The 18,402-nt window shown below is 64.8% G+C and carries 27 protein-coding genes and 1 pseudogene; 9 read left to right on the top strand and 19 right to left on the bottom strand.

From position 1 onward, the window contains the following. Together KBY71_RS08420 and KBY71_RS08425 are read right to left on the bottom strand one after the other, a co-directional pair. Nucleotides 1–331: pseudogene (locus KBY71_RS08420) on the bottom strand (photosystem II q(b) protein); the annotation flags it as partial. 169 nt (nt 332–500) lie between these two features. After that, the gene (locus KBY71_RS08425) at nt 501–1,802 is read right to left on the bottom strand and encodes a glycosyltransferase (RefSeq protein ID WP_254928479.1); all 1,302 of its coding nucleotides are present in this window, start codon (nt 1,800–1,802) and stop codon (nt 501–503) included. Between the two features lie 168 nt (nt 1,803–1,970). Between KBY71_RS08425 and KBY71_RS08430 the strand changes: the two genes are divergently transcribed. After that, a complete protein-coding gene (locus tag KBY71_RS08430) occupies nt 1,971–2,813 on the top strand; it encodes an alpha/beta fold hydrolase (RefSeq protein ID WP_254928480.1) in 843 nt (280 codons plus the stop codon). Nucleotides 2,814–2,816: 3 nt separating this feature from the next. On the opposite strand, the gene KBY71_RS08435 is transcribed toward KBY71_RS08430, so the two are convergent. The 3 genes from KBY71_RS08435 to KBY71_RS08445 all read right to left on the bottom strand — a co-directional run bounded on the left by KBY71_RS08435 (nt 2,817) and on the right by KBY71_RS08445 (nt 4,020). After that, the gene (locus KBY71_RS08435; protein WP_254928481.1) at nt 2,817–3,233 is read right to left on the bottom strand and encodes a PAS domain-containing protein; all 417 of its coding nucleotides are present in this window, start codon (nt 3,231–3,233) and stop codon (nt 2,817–2,819) included. A gap of 122 nt (nt 3,234–3,355) precedes the next feature. Next, nucleotides 3,356–3,625, bottom strand: coding sequence for a hypothetical protein (locus KBY71_RS08440; protein ID WP_254928482.1), 270 nt, complete (start codon nt 3,623–3,625; stop codon nt 3,356–3,358). Nucleotides 3,626–3,648: 23 nt separating this feature from the next. Continuing rightward, nucleotides 3,649–4,020 (bottom strand): hypothetical protein, encoded by a 372-nt coding sequence (locus KBY71_RS08445; protein WP_254928483.1) that lies wholly within the window; start codon nt 4,018–4,020, stop codon nt 3,649–3,651. Between the two features lie 307 nt (nt 4,021–4,327). On the opposite strand from KBY71_RS08445, the gene KBY71_RS08450 reads away from it, so the two are divergent. After that, nucleotides 4,328–4,570: a hypothetical protein gene (locus KBY71_RS08450; RefSeq protein WP_254928484.1), complete on the top strand. Its 243-nt coding sequence runs from the start codon at nt 4,328–4,330 to the stop codon at nt 4,568–4,570. Nucleotides 4,571–4,587: 17 nt separating this feature from the next. Here the strand turns inward: KBY71_RS08450 and KBY71_RS08455 are convergent, their stop codons facing one another. After that, a complete protein-coding gene (locus tag KBY71_RS08455) occupies nt 4,588–5,061 on the bottom strand; it encodes a hypothetical protein (protein ID WP_254928485.1) in 474 nt (157 codons plus the stop codon). A gap of 69 nt (nt 5,062–5,130) precedes the next feature. Between KBY71_RS08455 and KBY71_RS08460 the strand changes: the two genes are divergently transcribed. The 3 genes from KBY71_RS08460 (at nt 5,131) to KBY71_RS08470 (ending at nt 6,607) form a co-directional block, all read left to right on the top strand. Further along, the gene (locus KBY71_RS08460) at nt 5,131–5,943 is read left to right on the top strand and encodes an SDR family NAD(P)-dependent oxidoreductase (RefSeq protein WP_254928486.1); all 813 of its coding nucleotides are present in this window, start codon (nt 5,131–5,133) and stop codon (nt 5,941–5,943) included. Nucleotides 5,944–6,212: 269 nt separating this feature from the next. Then, complete coding sequence (locus KBY71_RS08465; RefSeq protein ID WP_254928487.1) at nt 6,213–6,431, top strand: type II toxin-antitoxin system HicB family antitoxin; 219 nt, start codon at nt 6,213–6,215, stop codon at nt 6,429–6,431. Nucleotides 6,432–6,442: 11 nt separating this feature from the next. Next, nucleotides 6,443–6,607, top strand: coding sequence for a type II toxin-antitoxin system HicA family toxin (locus KBY71_RS08470; protein ID WP_254928518.1), 165 nt, complete (start codon nt 6,443–6,445; stop codon nt 6,605–6,607). 268 nt (nt 6,608–6,875) lie between these two features. Here the strand turns inward: KBY71_RS08470 and KBY71_RS08475 are convergent, their stop codons facing one another. The 3 genes from KBY71_RS08475 to KBY71_RS08485 all read right to left on the bottom strand — a co-directional run bounded on the left by KBY71_RS08475 (nt 6,876) and on the right by KBY71_RS08485 (nt 7,871). Next, nucleotides 6,876–7,034 (bottom strand): transposase, encoded by a 159-nt coding sequence (locus tag KBY71_RS08475; protein ID WP_254928488.1) that lies wholly within the window; start codon nt 7,032–7,034, stop codon nt 6,876–6,878. Between the two features lie 113 nt (nt 7,035–7,147). Further along, nucleotides 7,148–7,573: a type II toxin-antitoxin system VapC family toxin gene (locus tag KBY71_RS08480; RefSeq protein WP_254928489.1), complete on the bottom strand. Its 426-nt coding sequence runs from the start codon at nt 7,571–7,573 to the stop codon at nt 7,148–7,150. A gap of 4 nt (nt 7,574–7,577) precedes the next feature. Continuing rightward, on the bottom strand, nt 7,578–7,871 hold the full coding sequence (locus KBY71_RS08485; protein ID WP_254928490.1) for a type II toxin-antitoxin system Phd/YefM family antitoxin: 294 nt from the start codon (nt 7,869–7,871) through the stop codon (nt 7,578–7,580). A gap of 276 nt (nt 7,872–8,147) precedes the next feature. Between KBY71_RS08485 and KBY71_RS08490 the strand changes: the two genes are divergently transcribed. Then, the gene (locus tag KBY71_RS08490) at nt 8,148–8,351 is read left to right on the top strand and encodes a hypothetical protein (RefSeq protein ID WP_254928491.1); all 204 of its coding nucleotides are present in this window, start codon (nt 8,148–8,150) and stop codon (nt 8,349–8,351) included. 23 nt (nt 8,352–8,374) lie between these two features. Here KBY71_RS08490 and KBY71_RS08495 read toward each other — a convergent pair whose 3' ends face one another. From KBY71_RS08495 to KBY71_RS08525, 7 genes are all read right to left on the bottom strand, one after another. Further along, the gene (locus KBY71_RS08495; protein WP_254928492.1) at nt 8,375–8,890 is read right to left on the bottom strand and encodes a GNAT family N-acetyltransferase; all 516 of its coding nucleotides are present in this window, start codon (nt 8,888–8,890) and stop codon (nt 8,375–8,377) included. 457 nt (nt 8,891–9,347) lie between these two features. Next, a complete protein-coding gene (chrA, locus tag KBY71_RS08500; RefSeq protein WP_254928493.1) occupies nt 9,348–10,670 on the bottom strand; it encodes a chromate efflux transporter in 1,323 nt (440 codons plus the stop codon). A 60-nt stretch (nt 10,671–10,730) separates the two neighbouring features. After that, on the bottom strand, nt 10,731–11,153 hold the full coding sequence (locus KBY71_RS08505) for an NUDIX hydrolase (RefSeq protein WP_254928494.1): 423 nt from the start codon (nt 11,151–11,153) through the stop codon (nt 10,731–10,733). Between the two features lie 9 nt (nt 11,154–11,162). Continuing rightward, complete coding sequence (locus KBY71_RS08510) at nt 11,163–11,405, bottom strand: hypothetical protein (protein ID WP_254928495.1); 243 nt, start codon at nt 11,403–11,405, stop codon at nt 11,163–11,165. Nucleotides 11,406–11,551: 146 nt separating this feature from the next. Then, complete coding sequence (locus KBY71_RS08515; RefSeq protein WP_254928496.1) at nt 11,552–11,827, bottom strand: hypothetical protein; 276 nt, start codon at nt 11,825–11,827, stop codon at nt 11,552–11,554. A gap of 6 nt (nt 11,828–11,833) precedes the next feature. Further along, complete coding sequence (locus tag KBY71_RS08520) at nt 11,834–12,055, bottom strand: DUF3721 domain-containing protein (RefSeq protein WP_254928497.1); 222 nt, start codon at nt 12,053–12,055, stop codon at nt 11,834–11,836. Nucleotides 12,056–12,099: 44 nt separating this feature from the next. After that, entirely contained in the window at nt 12,100–12,798 is a 699-nt protein-coding gene (locus KBY71_RS08525) for a DUF305 domain-containing protein (RefSeq protein WP_254928498.1), read from the bottom strand. A 55-nt stretch (nt 12,799–12,853) separates the two neighbouring features. On the opposite strand from KBY71_RS08525, the gene KBY71_RS08530 reads away from it, so the two are divergent. Continuing rightward, nucleotides 12,854–13,276 carry a MerR family transcriptional regulator gene (locus KBY71_RS08530; protein ID WP_254928499.1) on the top strand — a complete coding sequence of 141 codons (423 nt, stop codon included), beginning with the start codon at nt 12,854–12,856 and terminating at the stop codon, nt 13,274–13,276. Nucleotides 13,277–13,333: 57 nt separating this feature from the next. On the opposite strand, the gene KBY71_RS08535 is transcribed toward KBY71_RS08530, so the two are convergent. Beyond that, nucleotides 13,334–13,591 (bottom strand): hypothetical protein, encoded by a 258-nt coding sequence (locus KBY71_RS08535; protein ID WP_254928500.1) that lies wholly within the window; start codon nt 13,589–13,591, stop codon nt 13,334–13,336. Between the two features lie 170 nt (nt 13,592–13,761). Here KBY71_RS08535 and KBY71_RS08540 point away from each other — a divergent pair, with 170 nt between their 5' ends. Then, on the top strand, nt 13,762–14,400 hold the full coding sequence (locus tag KBY71_RS08540; RefSeq protein ID WP_254928501.1) for a DoxX family protein: 639 nt from the start codon (nt 13,762–13,764) through the stop codon (nt 14,398–14,400). 244 nt (nt 14,401–14,644) lie between these two features. Here the strand turns inward: KBY71_RS08540 and KBY71_RS08545 are convergent, their stop codons facing one another. After that, nucleotides 14,645–16,099, bottom strand: coding sequence for a diguanylate cyclase domain-containing protein (locus tag KBY71_RS08545; protein ID WP_254928502.1), 1,455 nt, complete (start codon nt 16,097–16,099; stop codon nt 14,645–14,647). A gap of 323 nt (nt 16,100–16,422) precedes the next feature. On the opposite strand from KBY71_RS08545, the gene KBY71_RS08550 reads away from it, so the two are divergent. Then, nucleotides 16,423–17,073: a hypothetical protein gene (locus tag KBY71_RS08550; RefSeq protein WP_254928503.1), complete on the top strand. Its 651-nt coding sequence runs from the start codon at nt 16,423–16,425 to the stop codon at nt 17,071–17,073. A 448-nt stretch (nt 17,074–17,521) separates the two neighbouring features. Here KBY71_RS08550 and KBY71_RS08555 read toward each other — a convergent pair whose 3' ends face one another. Continuing rightward, nucleotides 17,522–17,833, bottom strand: coding sequence for a hypothetical protein (locus KBY71_RS08555; protein WP_254928504.1), 312 nt, complete (start codon nt 17,831–17,833; stop codon nt 17,522–17,524). Nucleotides 17,834–18,402: the final 569 nt, after the last annotated feature.

Consider the following 18,402-nt stretch of genomic DNA (forward strand, 5'->3'; position numbering starts at 1 on the left):
GACCACCGTTGTACAGCCACTCATCGAGGCTGGCGGCTTCCCAGATGGGGTAGAAGTGCAGGCCAATGGCGTTGCTGGAAGGCACAACAGCACCAGAGATGATGTTGTTGCCGTACATCAGGCTGCCAGCAACGGGCTCACGGATGCCGTCGATGTCGACGGGGGGAGCAGCGATGAAGGCAACGATGAAGCAGATGGTGGCAGCCAGAAGGCAGGGGATCATCAGTACACCGAACCAGCCCACGTACAGGCGGTTGTTGGTGGAGGTGACCCACTCGCAGAACTGGTTCCACGCAGAAGCGCCTTGGCGCTGCTGGAGAGTGGTTGTCATGAGAACGGTTGGGGAAAGGGCTCGCCGGAGCTCGGCCCGAAGGCCTGGCTAGGCAGCAGTACGTAGATGCGGGGCGGAAATCCGCTCGCTCATCTGAACGTAACACCAATTCACACTTGCCGGCCACCTCGTGCCCTGCTTTGGACCGCAGCAGGCCTAATGGCACCGATCAGCCCTGCTGATCACTGACTTCTGCTTGATCAACCAACAGCGCCTCCAGGGCAGCCACCGCCGTGGCGAGGCCGTTCTCGGCAGCGAGCTGATCGCGCAGCTGCTCTGCCCTGGAGCGGTAACTGGGGATCTCGGCCATGGTCTGCAGGCACTCCGCCAGGGCTGGGGCCGTGAGCGTGCTGTGGTGATGGGTGCCCGGACTGACACCGAGTTGCTCCAGGGTTCGGCCCCAGGCCGGCTGGTCGGCGAAGAACGCCACCACCGTGGAGGGGATTCCACTGCGCAGCGTGGCGGCCGTGGTGCCCGCTCCGCCGTGATGCACGGCGCCCCGCATCCGGGGGAACAGCCAGTCGTGGGGGCACTCCTCCAGCACATACACCGTGGGGGGCAGGTCGCCAGAGGGCAACACCCGGCCCCAGCCCGGCGCGAGAATCAGACGCTGGCCCGCCAGCCGGGCGGCCTCGACGAGCACCGCGCCCAGTCCCTCGGGATCGCGGGGAATCATGCTGCCGAAACCGGCATAAAAAGGTGGCGGGCCGGCTTCGAGAAAGCGCTGCAAATCGGGCGGCGGGCCGTAGCTCTCCGCTGGCGACGTTGGGTTGAGGCAATAGCCCGTCACCTGGGCATGGTCGGGCCAATCCGCCGGCCGCTCCAGCACATGGCGGCTGAACAGATGGAGGATCGGCGGCGTGGTTAACCGGAGAGGGGGATCGCGGCGCGCGGCAGCACCGCTCCAGGGCAACCGCGGCAGACCCAACTGCTGGCTGCGGAAGGCCTGGATCAGCCTGGATTCCTGGCGCCACTTGAGCAGACGGAAGGCCAGGTAGCTGAGTCGGTTCAAGCGGCGCTGCACCCTGCCGGGGGCCGGCTGGCCGGCGGGGAACCTCAGGAAGGGGAAGGCCGCAGTGGCCACCACCGGGAACGGACTGAGCACGGCAAAGCCACAACCCTCCGCTTCTGCCAGGTGATAGGCCCACAGCGCCAGGGGCGGTACCAGCAGCAACTCGCAGCCCCGGATGGCCTCGCGGGCTGTGGTGAGCCACTGCAGCAGCAGCGCGTCGGTGACCAGCCGCACCGGCTTGCCCTGCATCAGTGCCAATCCGGCAGGGGAGGCCAACAAATCGCGGAAATTACCGGGCAGGGGTTCAAACCCAATCGCGGCATGGCGGGCCGCATCCGCGAAATTGGGGCTGCCGATTAGCTTCACGGTGTGGCCGCGGCGCTGGAGCTCCAGCAGCAGGGCCAGGTAAGGCTCCAGATCGCCGCGCGACCCCACACTGATCAGGTGGATCAAAGCCATGGGCGCGGCGCAAGGGGCTTGGTGCCAGGCGCGACCCTAGGGGCCAAACACAGCGGCGCACGCGGCAGCCATCGCAGCAGTCCAACGGCCCGAGCATGCAGCCGGAGGCCGGACGACAATCCAATCCCCGGCGATGCCACCCCCATGTCTGCAGCGGACGCGTCAGCCATGCCAGCGAACTGGAACTCGATGCTGCTGCCGGTGCGGGCCGGTCGCTGCCATCTTTGGGCTGGGCAACACCGCGCTGCCAGCACAGCCGATGGCCTGCCCCTGCTGGTGTGCCACGGCGGACCAGGCGTTCCCAGCGACTACCTGTTTCCCCTCAGCGGCCAACTGCCGCGCCCGGTGGTGTTCTTCGACCAACTGGGCTGTGGCCGCAGTGAGCGGCCCAGCCCCGAGGTTGAGGAGTACTCCATTACGGCTTCCGTGCACGACCTGGTGGAGGTGGTGGAGGCCTTGGTGGCCAAGGGGCTGATCCCGATGCAGCAGGGCAGCCCGGCCTATCACCTCTACGGCCAGTCCTTCGGCGGCATCCTGGCCTTTGAGGCCGTCAGCGCCAACGCTGGCTTACCGCTGCCCCGCTCGCTCACCCTCTCCAATGTGCCGAGCTCGGTGCCCGTGTTGCTGGAGGAGGTGGCAGCCCTGCTGGCCCAGCTCGAGGACGACGCCGCCCGCTTTGATGCGACCCACGTCTGCCGAGCGACGCCACGCCCGCCGGAGCTGCTGGCGGCCTACGCCCCAGGTCACCCGGGCAGCCATTGGCGCGGTGTTGACGTGATTGCCGACTGGTGCGCGACGGAGCCGAGCCTGGGCTCCCTCACCCTGCCGGTGCTGTTGCTCGCGGCGGAACACGACTTCGTCACCCCGCGCGCGATGGAGGGTTGGCAGCAGCTGGCCCAGCAACGGCTGGAGGTGATCCCCGGGGCGGCCCATCACGCGCTGTTGGAGAGACCCGAGGTGTACGGGACCTGCCTGGAGCGCTTCCTGCAGGAGCACGACAGCGCCCAGTGAGGGTCAGGGCTTGGGGGCCGAATCGGGCTTGATCTGGTGGCAGATCCCGAGCACACCCAGCACTTGACCGTCCTGGCCGAGCCAGGGGGTTTTCAGCGTCTCGACGTAAACCCTTTTACCGTCGGGATAGACCAGCCATTCGTTGTTTCGGGTGGGTGTACCAGCGGCCAGCATGGCTTTGTCATAGGCCTGGAAGGATTTGGCCATCTCTTCTGGGAAGAGATCCAAGTCGGTTTTGCCAATCAGTTGGTTGAGCGGCTTGCCCAGCAGGGCCGCCCATGCGGTGTTGCCGCCGCGGTAAACACCTTGCGTGTCCTTGTAGAAGATGATGTCCGGAATGGAATTCAGAGCCGTGGTGACGGTGTCAACCTGGCTCAGTGGCTGAGCGGCGGCGGGCATCACGGAGGTGGTGGAGGCCAAGGCAGCAGCCGCTGCGACCGCAAGCAAGGTGTTTCTCATACCGGAGATCTTGGCAACGATCCGGGCTTTGGCCTCGCCCTGATCTCTGGCCAAGAGAGAAGCCGTAATGAACCCTGCCCGCTTTATCGCGCCGGCTTGTTGGGCAAGCCGCCGTTGCAGTAGTTGGCCGCGATGGCCGTGCGGTCGCCACCCTGGATGCGGGGGCTGTTGCGCTGCAACCAGGCCAATCCTGCGTCGTAGCAAGTGTTCCACCTGGAGGCCTGGCCGGCAATGGGGCCCAGGGACAGGGCAATCGACACGGAGCTGGCCGTGGCCAGCAAGGCCAACACCGGGAACAGGTGGGCGTTGATCATCTCCCGAACGCTGAGCTTGCGACCGTCGTGATCAGCCATGGAAGAGCCTGAGGAGAGCTTGTTCATTGTGGGCTTGCTGGGCCCGATTGTTCACGCTCGCAGCTGTAGCGCTCCCCATGGCCGCGCAACAACTGGGCGAAGTCTGGGTGATCGGGATCGCGTGCCTGCCACCACCAGCGACCATCGGAGTAACTGGGCACGCCGGCGTTGTTGGTACGCGGCAGTTGCAGGCTCAACTGGCGCCAACGCACAACCAAGAAGGCGCCAGGCACGGTGTCGGCGTTGCTGTTGGGGATATCCACCGCATCCACCGCCCCGTTGAAGGCGATGGCTTCCAGGGGGTCGCCCTCACAGAGAAAACGCTGCCCTGCACTGCTGCTGGCGTGGGCGCAGGGTGCCGTCAGCAGCATCACCAAGCTCAAGGCCACAACCACCAGCGCTCTGAGCACGTTCCCTCCCCTTGTGGCAGGCAGCCACACCCCACATTGGCAGTGGAGGCAACGGCCCATCGCCTCTGGCAGGCTGATGGGATGCCCTGGACGCCCTACGCCGATTGGATTTTCACGGCGGTGAGCACCACCAGCCTGTTGCTGGTGGTGTGGCTGGTGTTGCGGCCCAGGCCCTGAGCGCAGGGCAGTGGCGTCTGTTTGATCCCGCTGACAGCGGCCCCCACAACCCGCCGGCCGCGACAGCGTTGCAGCGGAGCGCTTTGCAGCAACCCTGAGCGCCCGCAGGATTTCCATGACAACCGAACACCCAGGCCGCAGGCCGCTCGCCCTGGAAACAGAGCTGGTCGCAGGCGAGCAGCAGTCGATGCAACCCGATCAGGACTACCGGCTCCTGCAGGCCACCTACCGCCAATCCGCGGAATACGCCGCGATGGTGCAGCGCTACCCGCTGCTGCGCAGCTGGATCACCGCTTGTGAGTCCGCTGAGCTGGTGGGCCATCCAGCGGCGAGTGGTGGCGAAGAGGAAGCGGGGTAGGGCCAGGTCCCTCCGGCTCAGGGCTTGGGCACGTTGGGGCAGGGGTTGGGGCCAAACATGCCGCTCAGCTTCTGGGTGCCCATCGCATAGATCTGCTGGGCCTGGGCAGGGTTGCCCTGGGCGCCTTGGAGCTTGCCGGCGAACTCCTGGCAGGCCTGGGCCTGCTGGGGATTGGCGGGCTTGGCGGTGGCCGGAGCCGTCACGGGACTAACAGCGGCCGCTGGAGCAGGTGCCGCGGCGACGGGGGCGGGAATGTCGCCGCAGGGATTTTCACCGAAGGTTTCCACCAGCTTCAGCACGCCCTGCTGGTACACCAGTTGGGCTTGCTGGGGGTTGCCGCTGGCGGCCTGGAGCTTGCCGGCGAATTCCTGGCAGGCCTTGCGTTCCTGGGCCCGGCGCAGGATCGGGCCGGCCTGGGCATCCAGCGGGGCCAACGGGGCGAACCCAGCGGCCAGGAGCAGCAGAACGGGAAGGGTGCGGAGGGTGGTCATCGCCAGGGATGGGCTGCCGGGCCCTGAGGCTGCCACAGTTCAGCGGATGAGTGGCCTTGAGAGCTTGGTATGCCAGCCCCAACCGTTCTTGTAACCGGAGCCTCCAGCGGCATTGGTGCGGCGACAGCGCGCTTGTTGCTGGAGCGGGGCTGGCGCGTGTTTGCGGCAGCGCGCCGGCTGGAGGCGATGGAGCCCCTGGCCGCCCTGGGCGCCGAGGTGATGGCGCTGGATGTCAGCGATGACCAATCACGCCGCGAGCTCGCGGAGCAGCTCACCGCCAAGGTGGGTGCACTCGATGCCCTGGTCAACAATGCCGGCTACGGGGAAGTCGGTCCGCTGGAGACGTTGCCCCTGGAGCGCGCCCGGGCGCTTTTCGACGTCAACGTGTTTGGACTGATGGGGCTCACGCAGCAGTTGCTCCCTGCCATGCGAGAGCGGGGTAGCGGTCGCATCGTCAATCTCTCCTCGATTGCCGGTCGCTGGGTGTCACCCGGATCTGGGTGGTATGGGGCCAGCAAGTTTGCGGTGGAGGCCCTCAGCGATGCCTTGCGACTCGAGCTCAAGGCCTTCGGTGTGAGCGTGGTGGTGGTGGAGCCAGGCGTGATCGCCACCGACTTTGCCCATGTTGTCTCCCCCTCGATGGAGCAATCGTTGTCGTGCAGCGTGTACAGCTCGATGATGCGTGCCGTGCGCAAAAGCTGGGATTCCGTCTACCGGGGTGCCTCCCCACCGCTGGAGGTGGCACGCACCATCGAACGAGCCCTCACCGACCCCACGCCATCAGCCCGCTACCTCTGCGGACACCAGTCGGCTTCCGTGATCGCCAGCCAGCTCCTGCCCACACAGCTGTGGGACAAGATCGTTCGCATTCAGATGACCTAAGCAGGATCGCCTGGTGCGGCGACAAGGGTCGCTACGTCAAAGCACTAGAGATCACCAGACGGTGTCGAGGTCGGCCCCAGCTGCAGGGCTGCCAGCGCCTCAATTGGAGTCTGGAGCGGGAGATCCCGGCGGCGTGGTTACCGGTGATGGCTTTGGCGGTTTGAGGGGGGGCAGGGCAACAGGCCACGTGGGACGGCGCCTGATCAACCCTGGCTGGTTAACAACGTCTTCCCACCTAAAATGAAGGGATCGCGGTGTGGGCTGGTTTCATGAAGGGGGAGCTGACTGCAGTGATTGAGCCGGCACCTGAGGGAGGTTTCTGGGCGATCTGCCTGGAGATCCCTGGGGCTAACGGACAGGGTGAATCTATCGAGGAAGCCAAACAAGATCTGCAGGCAGCGATTGAGCTTCTGCTTGAGGATCGTGAGGCTGAGATCAGTCGCGGACTGCCGCCTGATGCCATGCGCATGCCACTGCAGATCGGATAAAACGCCGCGATCTGGAGCGGAGGCTTCGCATGGCTGGCTGCCTCCTCAAAAGGGAAGGTGCTTCACATTCCATCTGGATCAATCCAGCCACAGGTGTGAAGGAAGCTGTACCCAGACACAACGAAATCAAGGAACCCCTAGCCCGCAAGATCCTTGCCAGCCTCGGCGCGAGTTGAGCCTTCGGCCAACCGCAACAGGAGTCGGGTTGGTGGGCAGCAGGAGAGTCCTCGGAGGATTCGGCAGAGGATCAACGACGGCAGGGTTGGAGCCGGATTTCGGGACCGGCCGGGCCGAGCGCGAGCGGCACCAGTGGCGGCCCCTCGATCAGGCCCTGGGCGTTGCCGGTGCCGTTGCGCGTGCACGGCCACTACAGCCGCGCCGAGATCGAAGCCCTCTTCTCCCCCTCCACCCGCTACCGCGACCTGGGGTTATCGACCAGATTCCTTACAGCCGCAGGGCATTGATCGCCAGGCTGCGCAGCGTGGCCAGGATCTGGAGGCCGTTGTCCTCCCGGTAGCGGTTGGCGTCTTCCCTCAGCGGCACATCCCGCACCCGATGCCAGCTGTTCTCGATCCACCAGCGCTGCCGGATGGCTTTAAGCATGGCCTTGGCCCCAGTGCGCCCAGCCGCTGGTGCAGGGCCTCGCGCACGCCCAGCAGCCTTCGCCCCAAGTTGATCGAGATGGTCCATCTCGCCGGTGGAAGCTGGAGTGGTGGTCATGGCAACACCTCCAGCTGAAGGAGCTGGGCGGCCTGATTCAGTCGACGGTCGTAGCAGGCGAAGAGAACGGTCTGTTCAGCGTTGACATGGAGTTCATGTGCCGCGGCGAGCTGCACGCTGTCGTATCCGCGAAGGGCAAAGACGTCGGCAAAGCGCCCAGCCGTTTCCACCAATGGCTGGCTCACTTCAACAATGGTGAAGGTCTTCCATGATTGGATCAGGTGCTGCCGAGCCTGTTCGAGATCTTCGTTGCAAACCGGGTCTTCCCGCTCGAGGCGAGCCAGGGCAGCCATTGTTTCGGCCCAGCTGATCCGGCAGACCCCGATGGCATCAACAGTGGTGCTGATCTGCCGCATCTGATCTGATTGGGCCTCGTCAACCAGCAACTTCATCAGGGCACTGGTGTCACAGAAGAGGATCACCAGCTCAACCCCGATCCTCCATCACGATGTCGCTAAGTAACTTCCCTTGCCCCCGCAACTTCACGGGTGGGGGCAAGTTGGGCTTCTGGCCGCTCCAGCTGATCAGGCCCGCATCAATCGCTTTTTGCAGCGGGCTGCTGATCCCTGAGTCCGCTGGCTTCACAGCGGTGATGCGAGCGATGGGTTTGCGATGGGAGGTAACTTCCACCACCTCACCGGACTGGGCACGGGCCAGCCATTCGGAGAGGTGGGTTTTGAGATCCCGCACCGACACCTGGCTTGCGACTACTTCAGGCACGCCTGACCCTCTATTTGTGACCATTTTAGCCTTCTCCCGCCACGGTGCGGTGTTGGGCCATCACCCGGCCATCAGCAGCTCAGCCATCGCCTCCCCCACAGCCGCTCCACCGAACTGCTGGGGGAAGCGGTGCGCGAGATCCTGACCAGTGCGCCTTTCCAGCGGATCGTGCCCGGGGGCATGGCAGCGGCCGTGTGGGCAGCCAGCTACGCCGAGCGGCAGTAGGAGGGCCAGGGAAACCTGTCTTGCACGCAGGGGCTAGTGCGTCCAGAACCGATGAACCGCCACCTGGAAACCTTCCGCCTGGAGCAACTGGGCCGCTTTCTGTTGCGGGGCCTGCGCATCGGCGCCAGCACGGTGGCGATCGTGGAGCTGCTGCGCAACGACTGGACCAGCGGAATCAGCGCTGGCGTGGCCTGGCTGGTGTTTCTCCAGGTGGAGCGGCGGCTGCCGGCCCCCAGCCCGGAGCCCGAGGACTGATCCACAGCGCAGCGGCACCACCGTCATGGCGTCGCCCCGTCCACCAACCCCTGCACCATCACCAAGGCATCGACATAGCCCAACTGGCTGTGGCGAAAGGCTCCCGGCAGGGTGCCCACCACCGCAAAGCCATTGCGCTGCCAGCAGCGGATGCCGGCGGTGTTGGTGCTCACCACCAGGTTGAACTGCATCGCCCGAAACCCCAGCCGCCGGGCCTCCTGCAGCGAGTGCTGGCAGAGACGGCTGCCGATGCCCTGGCCGCGGCAGTGCTCCGCCACCACCGTGCCGGCATTGGCCACATGGGCGCCCAGGCAGAGGGAGTTGGGCCTGAGGTAGTAGGTGCCCACCACGGCGCCGGCCCCATCCACGGCCACGATCACCACCTGGCTCTGCTCCACCCACGCCAGCTGGGCCTCGGCCTCCGAGATCGCGGGGTCGTGGGGAAAGGTTTCACCGGCGCGGAACACCGGCTCCAGCAGCGCCCACACCGCTGGCCAGTCGGCCGGCTCGTAGGAGCGGATCTGCAGGGGGGATGCCACTTGGGGCCCGTGGAACGGTGGTGCCGCCGCATCCTGGCTCCAGCTGTGAAGCCCCCTTCATGAACTCCCATTGCCCCCGGTGAAGAGCGGTGTCGATCGCCCTCGAGCGCTTGTCAGCTCCTGCCGGCAGATCCATCGTGGTTGCAACGGGATTCGGAGGCTCCATTGATGGAAGACACCCCCCCTGAGCACCAGATAGGAGCGCGCTGACGATCCGGCCCCTGCTCCAACACTCTCAACGGATCCTTGATGTTCCAGGCCGCAACGGCCGTCCACTGCATCGCCCTAGGTGCCCCGGACCTGACGGAACATCACCCTCGACACCTGGCCCCAGGTGCCAGCGCCAGCAGCTCCGACCACAACTGAAGACCCTCAGATCCCACGATCTGATCACCCAGCACAAACCCAATCGTGAGCCCGGGGCCAACGCTCCGGGCTTTGTTGTGTTTGCTGGCGATCAGCCTGAGAGCTGCGCGACCGCCGCGAGCAACACACCCAAACCAGCAGCGGCACCGATCACCTGCAGCACGCTCCAACGCAGCCGCAGCTGGGCAAACAAGGCCGCCGCCACCACCAGTGCCGCCCAGGGATTGAAGGCGCCGGCGGGCCAGAGCACCGGGCCGGCGAAGAACAGCGCCAGGCTGGCGATCACCCCCACCACCACGGCCGTGATGGCGCTCAGCGGGGCGCCGAAACGCAGGTCGCGTCTGGAGGCTTCCACCAGCGGTGCGCCGGCCAGGATGAAGCCGAAGGAGGGCAGGAAGGTGAACCACACCGTGACGGCCACCGCCGCCAGGGCCAGGGGCCAGGGGCTCAAGCCAGCCGCGAGCGACTGATTCCAGCCGCCCATGAAGCCCACAAAGGCCACCACCATGATCAATGGCCCCGGGGTGGTTTCGCCCAGGGCCAGGCCGTCGAGCATCTGCGGAGCCGATAGCCAGCCAAAGTGCTCCACCGCGCCCTGGGCCACGTAGGGCAGCACGGCGTAGGCGCCGCCAAAGCTGAGCAGCGCCACCCGCGTAAAGAAGCGCGCCATCAGCGCCAGGGTGCTGCTCCAACCGCCGGCAATCACCAGGGCAGCCAGCGGCAGCAGCAGGGCCAGGGCCCAGATCAACAGGGTGAGGGCCAGGCGCCGGCGGCAGAAGCGGGCGTGCTCGGGACTATCGGTGTGGTCGTCGTGCAGGGCATCAGGCCGATTCGCGTCTGCGTCGGCCGCCGCGGATCCATGGGAGCCACCACGCAGCAACAGCGCCGGTCGCCAGCGGGCGGCCAGCAGGCCGATCACGCCCGCCGCGATCACCACGAGGGGGTAGGGCAGATCCAGCAGGGCCAGGGCCAGGAAACCGGCAACCGCCAGGGCCACCAGCAGCGGCGTGTGCAAGGTGCGGCGGCCGATGCGCCAGGCGGCCATCAGCACGATGGCCAGCACCGCCGGTTTGAGCACGGCGAACACCGAAACCAGCAGCGGCAGCTGCCCCCAGAGCGCGTACACGCTGGCCAGGGCCGTGAGCACGAACACCGACGGAATCACGAACAGTCCCCCGGCGATCAGCCCGCCGGGCACGCCGTGCATCAACCAGCCCAGGTAGGTGGCCAGCTGCATGGCCTCCGGCCCCGGCAGCAGCATGCAGTAGTTGAGGGCGTGCAGATAACGCCGTTCCGAGAGCCAGCGGCGCCGGTCCACCAGCTCGCGATGCAGCAGGGCGATCTGCCCGGCCGGCCCCCCGAAGCTCACCCAGCCCAGCTGGAACCAAAACCGGGAGGCCTCAACGAGGCTCACGGCGCGGGGCGGGGCAGGGGAAACCGGTGGCGTCATGGGTGGTGTTGGCCTTCGGCGTGCTCACACCTGCTGGGTGAGCACGTGCTGCATCACCTCCAGCAAGCCATCGGCCAGGGGTCGATGGCTGCCCAGGCGGCTGCTCCAGATGGCTCCCACCAACAGCTCCTCAGCGCTGACCAGGGCCAGGTCCTGCCCCTCCAGCAGCTGCAGGTGCTCCAACGGCACCGAGAGCTCGGCCTGGAACACATGGGCCGTGCGGCGATGGATGTGATGCACCATCACCAGCTCCACCGCTGGGGGCTGCCAGCTGATCTCCTCCAGCAGCTCCCGCCGCAGGGCCTGCTCCGGCGTTTCGCCGGGATCGAGGTGCCCGCCAAAGAGTCCCCAGCAGCCGGGCGCGACGATCGTGGGAATCTCGTCGCGGAGCTGCATCAGCCAGCGGCTATCGCGCTGCAGCATCGCCAGGGCAACTTCAACGGCCATGAATCAACCTCAGGCCGCAGCGGTGCGGCGCCGCTGCGTGGCGTAGACCGCTGCTCCACCAGCCGCCAGCACCAAGCCACCGCTGATAGCCAGGAACACCAGCGTCTGCAACAGCAGCAGAACAATCCCAATGGCCGATCCGGTCGCGATCTGAATCCTGGACTTGATCAGCAGGGTGAGCAGCAGCAGCACGGTGGCCTTCAGGGCGAGCACCTTGGCGGTGCTGAGCGGGCAGAAGGGGTTGAGCAGCACGGGGAAACCACAAGTGTCCCCATGCTGGCGGGCCGACCCGCCACCGGCGGCTTAACTCTCCCGTAACTAGAGATATCAAGCGGGAACGATCCCATCCTGGTTTCGGCTGCCCGGGTTTCCCGCAAGTCCCTACCCCGGCATCGAACTCAGGCCCTAGCCCTGCGGCCTGCAAGCAGCAGCGCCAGGCCGGAACCAATCACCACCAAGGTGAACAGCCCCAGCAGCCCCGAGTAGTAAGGCTGGAGATTCACCGGGCCGAAACGACCAGAGTGGATCTTGAGGAGCCAGAAGGCATCGATGCCCCGCTCCAGCAGCAGGCTGTAGAGGGAGCCCGTGGCCGCCGTGAGCAACAGCGGTGCTGCGGCAATGGGCACCACCCAGCGGTGCAGCTGACGCCAGCGGGGTTTGGGCAAAAAAGCCATGGCAATTCAGTGGTGTCGCAGGTGATGGTGCAGGGTTGCCTCATCGCTGCAGGGCATCCACTTGCCACTGTTCTGGTGGGTGCCCGTGCAGCCGAGCTCCTTAGCCCGTTGCTCGGCCTGCTGCTGATTGTCGTAAAGACCCTTGGGGTGGGCGTGGCCTGCAAGAGGGGCTGCCGCCACAGCCAGGGCGAGCAGGATCAGGCGACTGGACAGGGCAAAGGCATCCATCAGTGGGTGGGCAATTGGCCAGCAAGGAGTGAAATCTGGAGGCTTCAGAGGCGAAAGAGGGCGTCGTATTGGCTGTACTCCGGCTTGCTCAATCCCTGTTGGCGCAGCATCCGGCGCAGGGCAATGATTTCGGTGCGCTGCGCCACGATGATCTGGCGCGCGAGTCGGCGAACCGTGGGATTGGCGCTCTTCGCCAGGGCGTCGTGGGCCATCTGCAGGGCACCGCCGTGGTGGGCGATCATCCCCTCGAGAAACCACACCACCCGGCTGTCCTTGGTGGGGGTCGAGCCCATCATCTGCATCGCCAAGATCTGGGCGGAGCCCATCCGCTCCAGGCCGCCCATGGAGTTGGGATCCCCGCCCGGCCGAAGGGCCACGGGGAACACCGGCGCCTCCGGATACCAGGCCTTGCGCCACTGCCCCATCGCCTTGATCTCGCGGGCCTGCTCGCTCCAGATGCCGTTGGCCAGGGTGCCCACCCCGGGGTGGTTGATGTTGAACACAAACTCACTCATCCGCAGCGCACCGGTGTGGTGCTGCACCATCGCGTCGATCCAGCGCAGGTCGTAGGTGGCACCGGCTGCGCCAACGTCATGACTGTGGCCGGCATGGGCCTGGCTGGGGGAGGCGGCAGCAGGAGCCGCCTGATGGTGGTGGTGATGGTGCTGGTGGGGATCGCCCTGGGCCAGGGCCGGGCCGGTGAAGATCCCAGCCAGCAAGAGCGGTGCAGCGAGGGAACGCATGGGTGGGGAGTTGGCGCTCTTCCTACGATGGGGTCTCCCCTTGATGGAGAGTCAAGTGGCTGCGCGACAGCAGGAGGAATTACTGGCCCAGGAGCCTCAAAAGATCGGTGCGGTCGCTGCCCAGTCGGGCGTGTCCGTCAAAACAATCCGCTTCTATTGCGATCAGGGTTTATTGCGTCCATCTGGCCGCAGCGAGGGGCACTACCGGCTCTTTGATGCGTCGGTGTATGGAGAACTGGCCCTGATCCGCACCCTGCGGGGGCTCGAACTCCCGCTGCCCACCATCAAAGCCGTACTGGAGGCCCGCCGCTCCGGGGTGTGCACCTGCGACCAGCTGCAGACCACGATCCGCGCCAAGGCCGGTGAGATCGAGCAGCGGATTGCCGATTTGCAATCCCTCCAGAACGAGCTCAATGGACTGCTCAACAGTTGGGAACGCTGCGGCGGCAGGCCGGCTCCGGGGAACGAAGGGACCTGAAGGAGCAACCGGCCACTCCACGCTGATCCAGATCTCCCCAGGGGGCGCAGCCGGGGGTCAGGCGGCCTGGGCAACGCCGCGGCGGCGGCCGAGTGGCTCGATCCATTCGTCGCGCACCTGCCGGTGGCGCAGCAGCTTGGAAGACAGCCGGCAGCCCAACTGAATCCCGCCTTGATCCAGGAGCCGGCCCAGCCTTTGCACGGCCGCCTGCTCAGGCCTCGAGAAGCGGCTCTGTTCAGAGATCAGCCAATCGATCTCCGGCTCGGTGATCACACCCGAACTCAGGGCTTCCAGAACAAGCTCGCCCAGCGTCATGACCCTTGTAACGAAGTCGTTACATCTTGCCCCGCCGCCTCCGGGAGCGCGAGCGGGCTGCCCCACGGCGGCAGCTGAAAGCGACTGGCGCAGCAGGGCAGGGCCGGAGCCAGCCCGTGCTTCACGTTTCTTCACGGGGCCTGCCAAGATCTCATAAATGCCCAATGGCCATGTCCACAGTCCAACTGCTGGAGCTCTTCGGTGGCTTCGCAGGCGCCTGCTTCGCCCTCTGGCTGGCAACCCAAAGCCTGCCTTCACCTGGGGGCGCCCTGCGCGCTGGCCTGGCTCCACTCCAGCCAGCCCTGCTGGCCTATCTGCAAAGGCCTGGCCTGCTTGGCTCTGCCGGCTTGCTGCTGTTGAGGCTGAGCATTGGCGTGATGATGATTCACCACGGCCAGGAGAAGCTCGCCGATCCGCAGCAGTTCGCCAACACCTACGTGGCCTCTCTGCATCTGCCCTTCCCCCTGTTCTTTGCCTATGTGGCGGGCTTCTCCGAGCTGATCGGCAGCTGGCTGGTGATCCTGGGGCTGCTCACACCCCTCGGCGCCCTGGCCCTCACCGGCACCATGGCCACGGCGGCCTACCAGCACATCCTCACTGCCGGGCTGAACATCTACGTACTGGAACTGGTGGTGCTCTACCTGGGAGGCAGCCTGGCCCTGTTGCTGAATGGTCCGGGGCGCTTCTCTTTTGATGCGGGCATGGCCCCTGAGCTGATCGCCAGCCTCAATCCCAACAGTTCCGCGTCGGAAGCCGAGCAGCCAGGCCGCTTTGGCCCGCTCACCCCGGCGCCCATCCCCTTCCCGTAGGTCACCACCGGGGTCAGTCCACCTAGGGCGCCCAACCCTGCTCGTGGCTCATGTCATCGGTCCAGCCCAGATAAAGGCTGGTGAGATGTCAGATCATGGAGACCTCTGCTGCTGGTTTTCACGAGCACGTCGCTCTCGAGGTAGGACAGCTCCTCGATTGGGGGTTCAAGCCGGGCGGCCAGGGCCGCGGACCGAACCAAGGGGACACCCATGACCTCAACAGGGGCCTGATGCTCCGCGGCCTCTACATCGGTACTGAAGGGCTGATGCAGATGCGATCACGACCGGCATGTTTGGCCTCATACAAGGCTTTGTCGACCCGATGCAGCAGCTGTGAACTGCTCTCACCGGGCTGGTGCAGGGTGAGACCGAAACTCATGGTCACGCCCAGAGGGCCTGCCGTGTCGTCAGTGTCCAGTGGGTGGTGGGCCAAGTCGGTACGGATCGATGCCAAACGCACCTGGGCTTCTTCCAGATCGCAGCCGGGCAACAGCAGCAGAAATTCCTCGCCGCCCCAGCGGAACAGCGGATCCGACTCGCGCAGATGACTCTTCAGTCTGCGGCTGACATGGCAGATCACCGCATCACCAACCAAGTGACCATGGGTGTCATTGACCTGTTTGAAGTGATCGATGTCCATCAAGGCCACGGCCAGTGGTTCATCTCTGCGTTTGGCAAGAGCGACGAGCTGCTGAAACAGCTGCTCGAAGACTCGCCGGTTGAGCAAACCACTGAGGTTGTCCGTCTGGGCGATGGCCTCCAGGCGCTGCTGATCCCGGCCGAGGGTCAGTTGGGCGAGAATCAGCAGCACCACGCCAATCAAGACGGCTGCCACCAGGTTCTGGGTGAGCAGGCCCATGAAGGCGCTCTGCTCGGCAGTGCGCTCCTGAATCACCACAAGCGTCCAGCCGATCTCCTTGATGCGCGTAGCGCGAACGTAGAAGTCACGACCATTCTCCTGGACTTTCAGACTCGTGCTGGCCTGCTGAAGGATGCGCCGGCTCAGCGGTCCAAGGCCCGCGATCTGGGACAGATTTCCGCGGCGGTCATCAGAACTAATGACGATGCGCCCTAGGCGGTCAACGAGCAGAATGCGGGCGCCAAACCGTTGTTGATAGCGACTGAGCTGATCTTGCAGCAGCCGCACGTCAAGCCCGAGCCCCGTAGCACCAAGAAAACGGCCACCCGCATCCTGCAGACGCACATTGATGAACGCCGTGACGCGTGAGAGATTGGCTGTGTCGCGATCGATATTAATTTCTATCAGCTGGCGGGAATTACGAAAGCGGTAGTACCAGCTGTCCTGGGGATCGACAGGGCTTAACCGCTTTAGAACACCGCTGGGATGGTAGTAGCGACCAGTCCGCTCCGATGCCAGGAATGTTGTGATGGCACCCGTCTTATCCTGAACGCCCTGGAGGTAGTCAGTCAGCAACTTTGGCTCGTATTCGCCTCTGCTAATGGCATCTTCGAGGAAGGTATTATCCGCCATCAAGCCAGAAGCAAGAATTGGCTGGAGAAGATCATGCTCGAGGCCAGAGACGATCGCTTCCGAGGTCAGCGGCAGATCGTTCTTTACTATCTGCAAATCTATCAACGATCGCGCTCGCAGGTAGCTGAACAGCGAAATAGCACTGAGCCCAGCCAGCATCAACGCCGAAAGAACCAGGAGAAATTTGTTTCCACCTAAGCTTTTCAACTCTGAAAATCTAGTGGAGTTCAATTCTTGGACGCAGACCCATACAAGACAAGGGGACGACAGAAAACGACATGATCAACTGGCAAGGCCAATGAGCATGGGCTCTGAGGTGCGTGCCTTGGTTGCCGAGCCCCAGACATTTGGGGTGAATCAAGGGCTGGCGTTGACCAGAACACCCGTACCGGCTCAAGGGGTGGGCGCTTCAGGCGAGCTGGAGCCAAGGGCGACCACCCCAGGAGCGTGTAGCCGTCAGGCAAATGACGCGATCCGTAGCGCGGCGGCGGCAAACCACCTACCAATGGTGCTGACACCACCAGCACGCTGTGCCGCTGCTTCACGACGCCGACATCATCCTGCTGCTCTCCGTGGACGTCGTGGGCAGCACCACCTTCAAGTCCCTCCATCCCTCGATCGGGATGGAACCGGGGTGGGTGCCGGCCATGCAGCACTTCTACAGCCACACCATCCGCACCGTGATGCGGAAGCTCAATGCCGTGCGTTCAGCGCGATCTGGCTTTCGTGGCCGCGGCCCGATGCCACGTCTCACCGTCCACAAAGTGATTGGCGACGAAGTTCTCTTTGCTTGCTCACCGCAGACACCCCTGGATTTCGCCGACAGCCTTGAGCTGTTCACCAACCTGGTCGCAGAGCTGAACGAGGAATACACCAGGGATTACGGCTTCGGGATTCACTCCGCCGCCTGGGCAGCAACCCTGTTGTCCCGCAATCGTGCGCTCCGCATCGAGGAATTGGACACCCCGGAAGATCCTTACTACGAGTTCGTCGGTCCCGACATCGACCTCGGGTTCCGGCTGATCAAATATTGCCCAGTGGGGCGGGTGATCGTTCCCGGCGACCTACCGGTGATGCTCAATGGCTACGGCCTCCTGTTTGAGCAGATCGGTACCGCCAGCCTGCAGGGCGTGACCTTGGATCCTTACCCGGTGTTGCTGACCCATGGCGGGAAAAGCTGAAGAACTGACGTCGGAGGATGAGCCCGTATTTGAATACGTGAACCACGACCAGTCGTTCTGGCGGACATGGCTTGCCCCTACTGCGGGAGTTGGTCGGTGAAGGCGGATCGCAGCCTGGCCGGGCGGCTGGTGTGCGGCCGTTGCGCTCGGCCCCTGGGGGGCGCCCAGGCGCCTCGGCGCAGGCGCACCCGATCGCAACGGCCAAAGGTCTCTTTGGGGATAGGTCTGGCGATGCTGGTGGCGTTCGCAGCGCTGCTGGCGATCTGGGATCTGCAGCGGGCCCGGTTCGCGGCGCCACCCGGTGGGCTGCCGCCGCAGTCCCAGCCCAGAAGCCCGGGATTCCTTTAATCAGGCCAACCCTCGGATAGCGTCAAGGTGACCACGGTGGCGATGGCACCCAGCCTGGGGAAAGATGGTGCGGATCGCGAAGGCAGAAGGGATCTCCCGATCAGTTCTCCCTGCCGTTTTCTTCGGTTGAGCGGTTCTCGTCGTTGCCGCTGCCGCCGCCCTCCCCGGAGCTCTCGCCCTGCGGGGCAGGCCCCATCGTGGCGCCAAGAGCCCGGCAGGACGCGATTGGATCAACGCCCGGTGCCAGACCCAAGGCCTTGCGCAGCGCATCGAGCTGAGCCACTGACTGGAGATCAATCGTGCTAGCGACCTGCTCGCAGGCGAGCTTTTGAAGAGCCTGGGTGTCTGGGCGACCACAACCAGCGAGCAATCCCAGGGCGATGCAAGCGCCAACCGTCGCAACTCTGGTCATCGAGATCAGTACGAAACCATGGCCAAGGTAGGGAAGGTCAACTGGCGCTGGTTGAGTTGGTGGCGAGTCTGAAGGCCAGCGCCGAACGCGCACGCGAACGGCAGCGGCTAGTGGTGTGATGCTGCGCTCAGGATTTAAAGCCGTGTTTGATCTCAAAAATCAGAAGGAGAGATTGGTAAAGCGCACAGACGTCGAAGTTTGAACCGCAAAAATTGAGAATCCCGTTTTCAACTCGCCTCTCTACGGCTTTCAAGTTGGGCCCCGCAAGGGCAGGCGCAGCAATACGGCGAATCATGGGCTTGTGGATGCTCTCTTCCTCTCTAACCCAGGGTGCTGCCCTGTGGCATGAAGGGTTGCTGAGAGTTAGCCAAGCGCTGCAGCCCGATCAGTCAACATCAAGGTGCCAGCCCTACCCCCCATACCCCAGTTCGCCGTGTTTTTTGCTAGCGGGCAGGCTTCGGCATCGAGAAGGTGCAGGTGCTGGACGCGGCCCACGCGCAAAACATCACCCGAGCTCAGCACCAAACGGGGCGGCTCTCGGCAGTGCCGGCTGAGCTGCTCGGCCCCTG

The sequence above is a fragment of the Cyanobium sp. T1B-Tous genome, assembly GCF_024345475.1.
In the GTDB taxonomy this organism is placed as follows: Bacteria; Cyanobacteriota; Cyanobacteriia; order PCC-6307; family Cyanobiaceae; genus Cyanobium_A.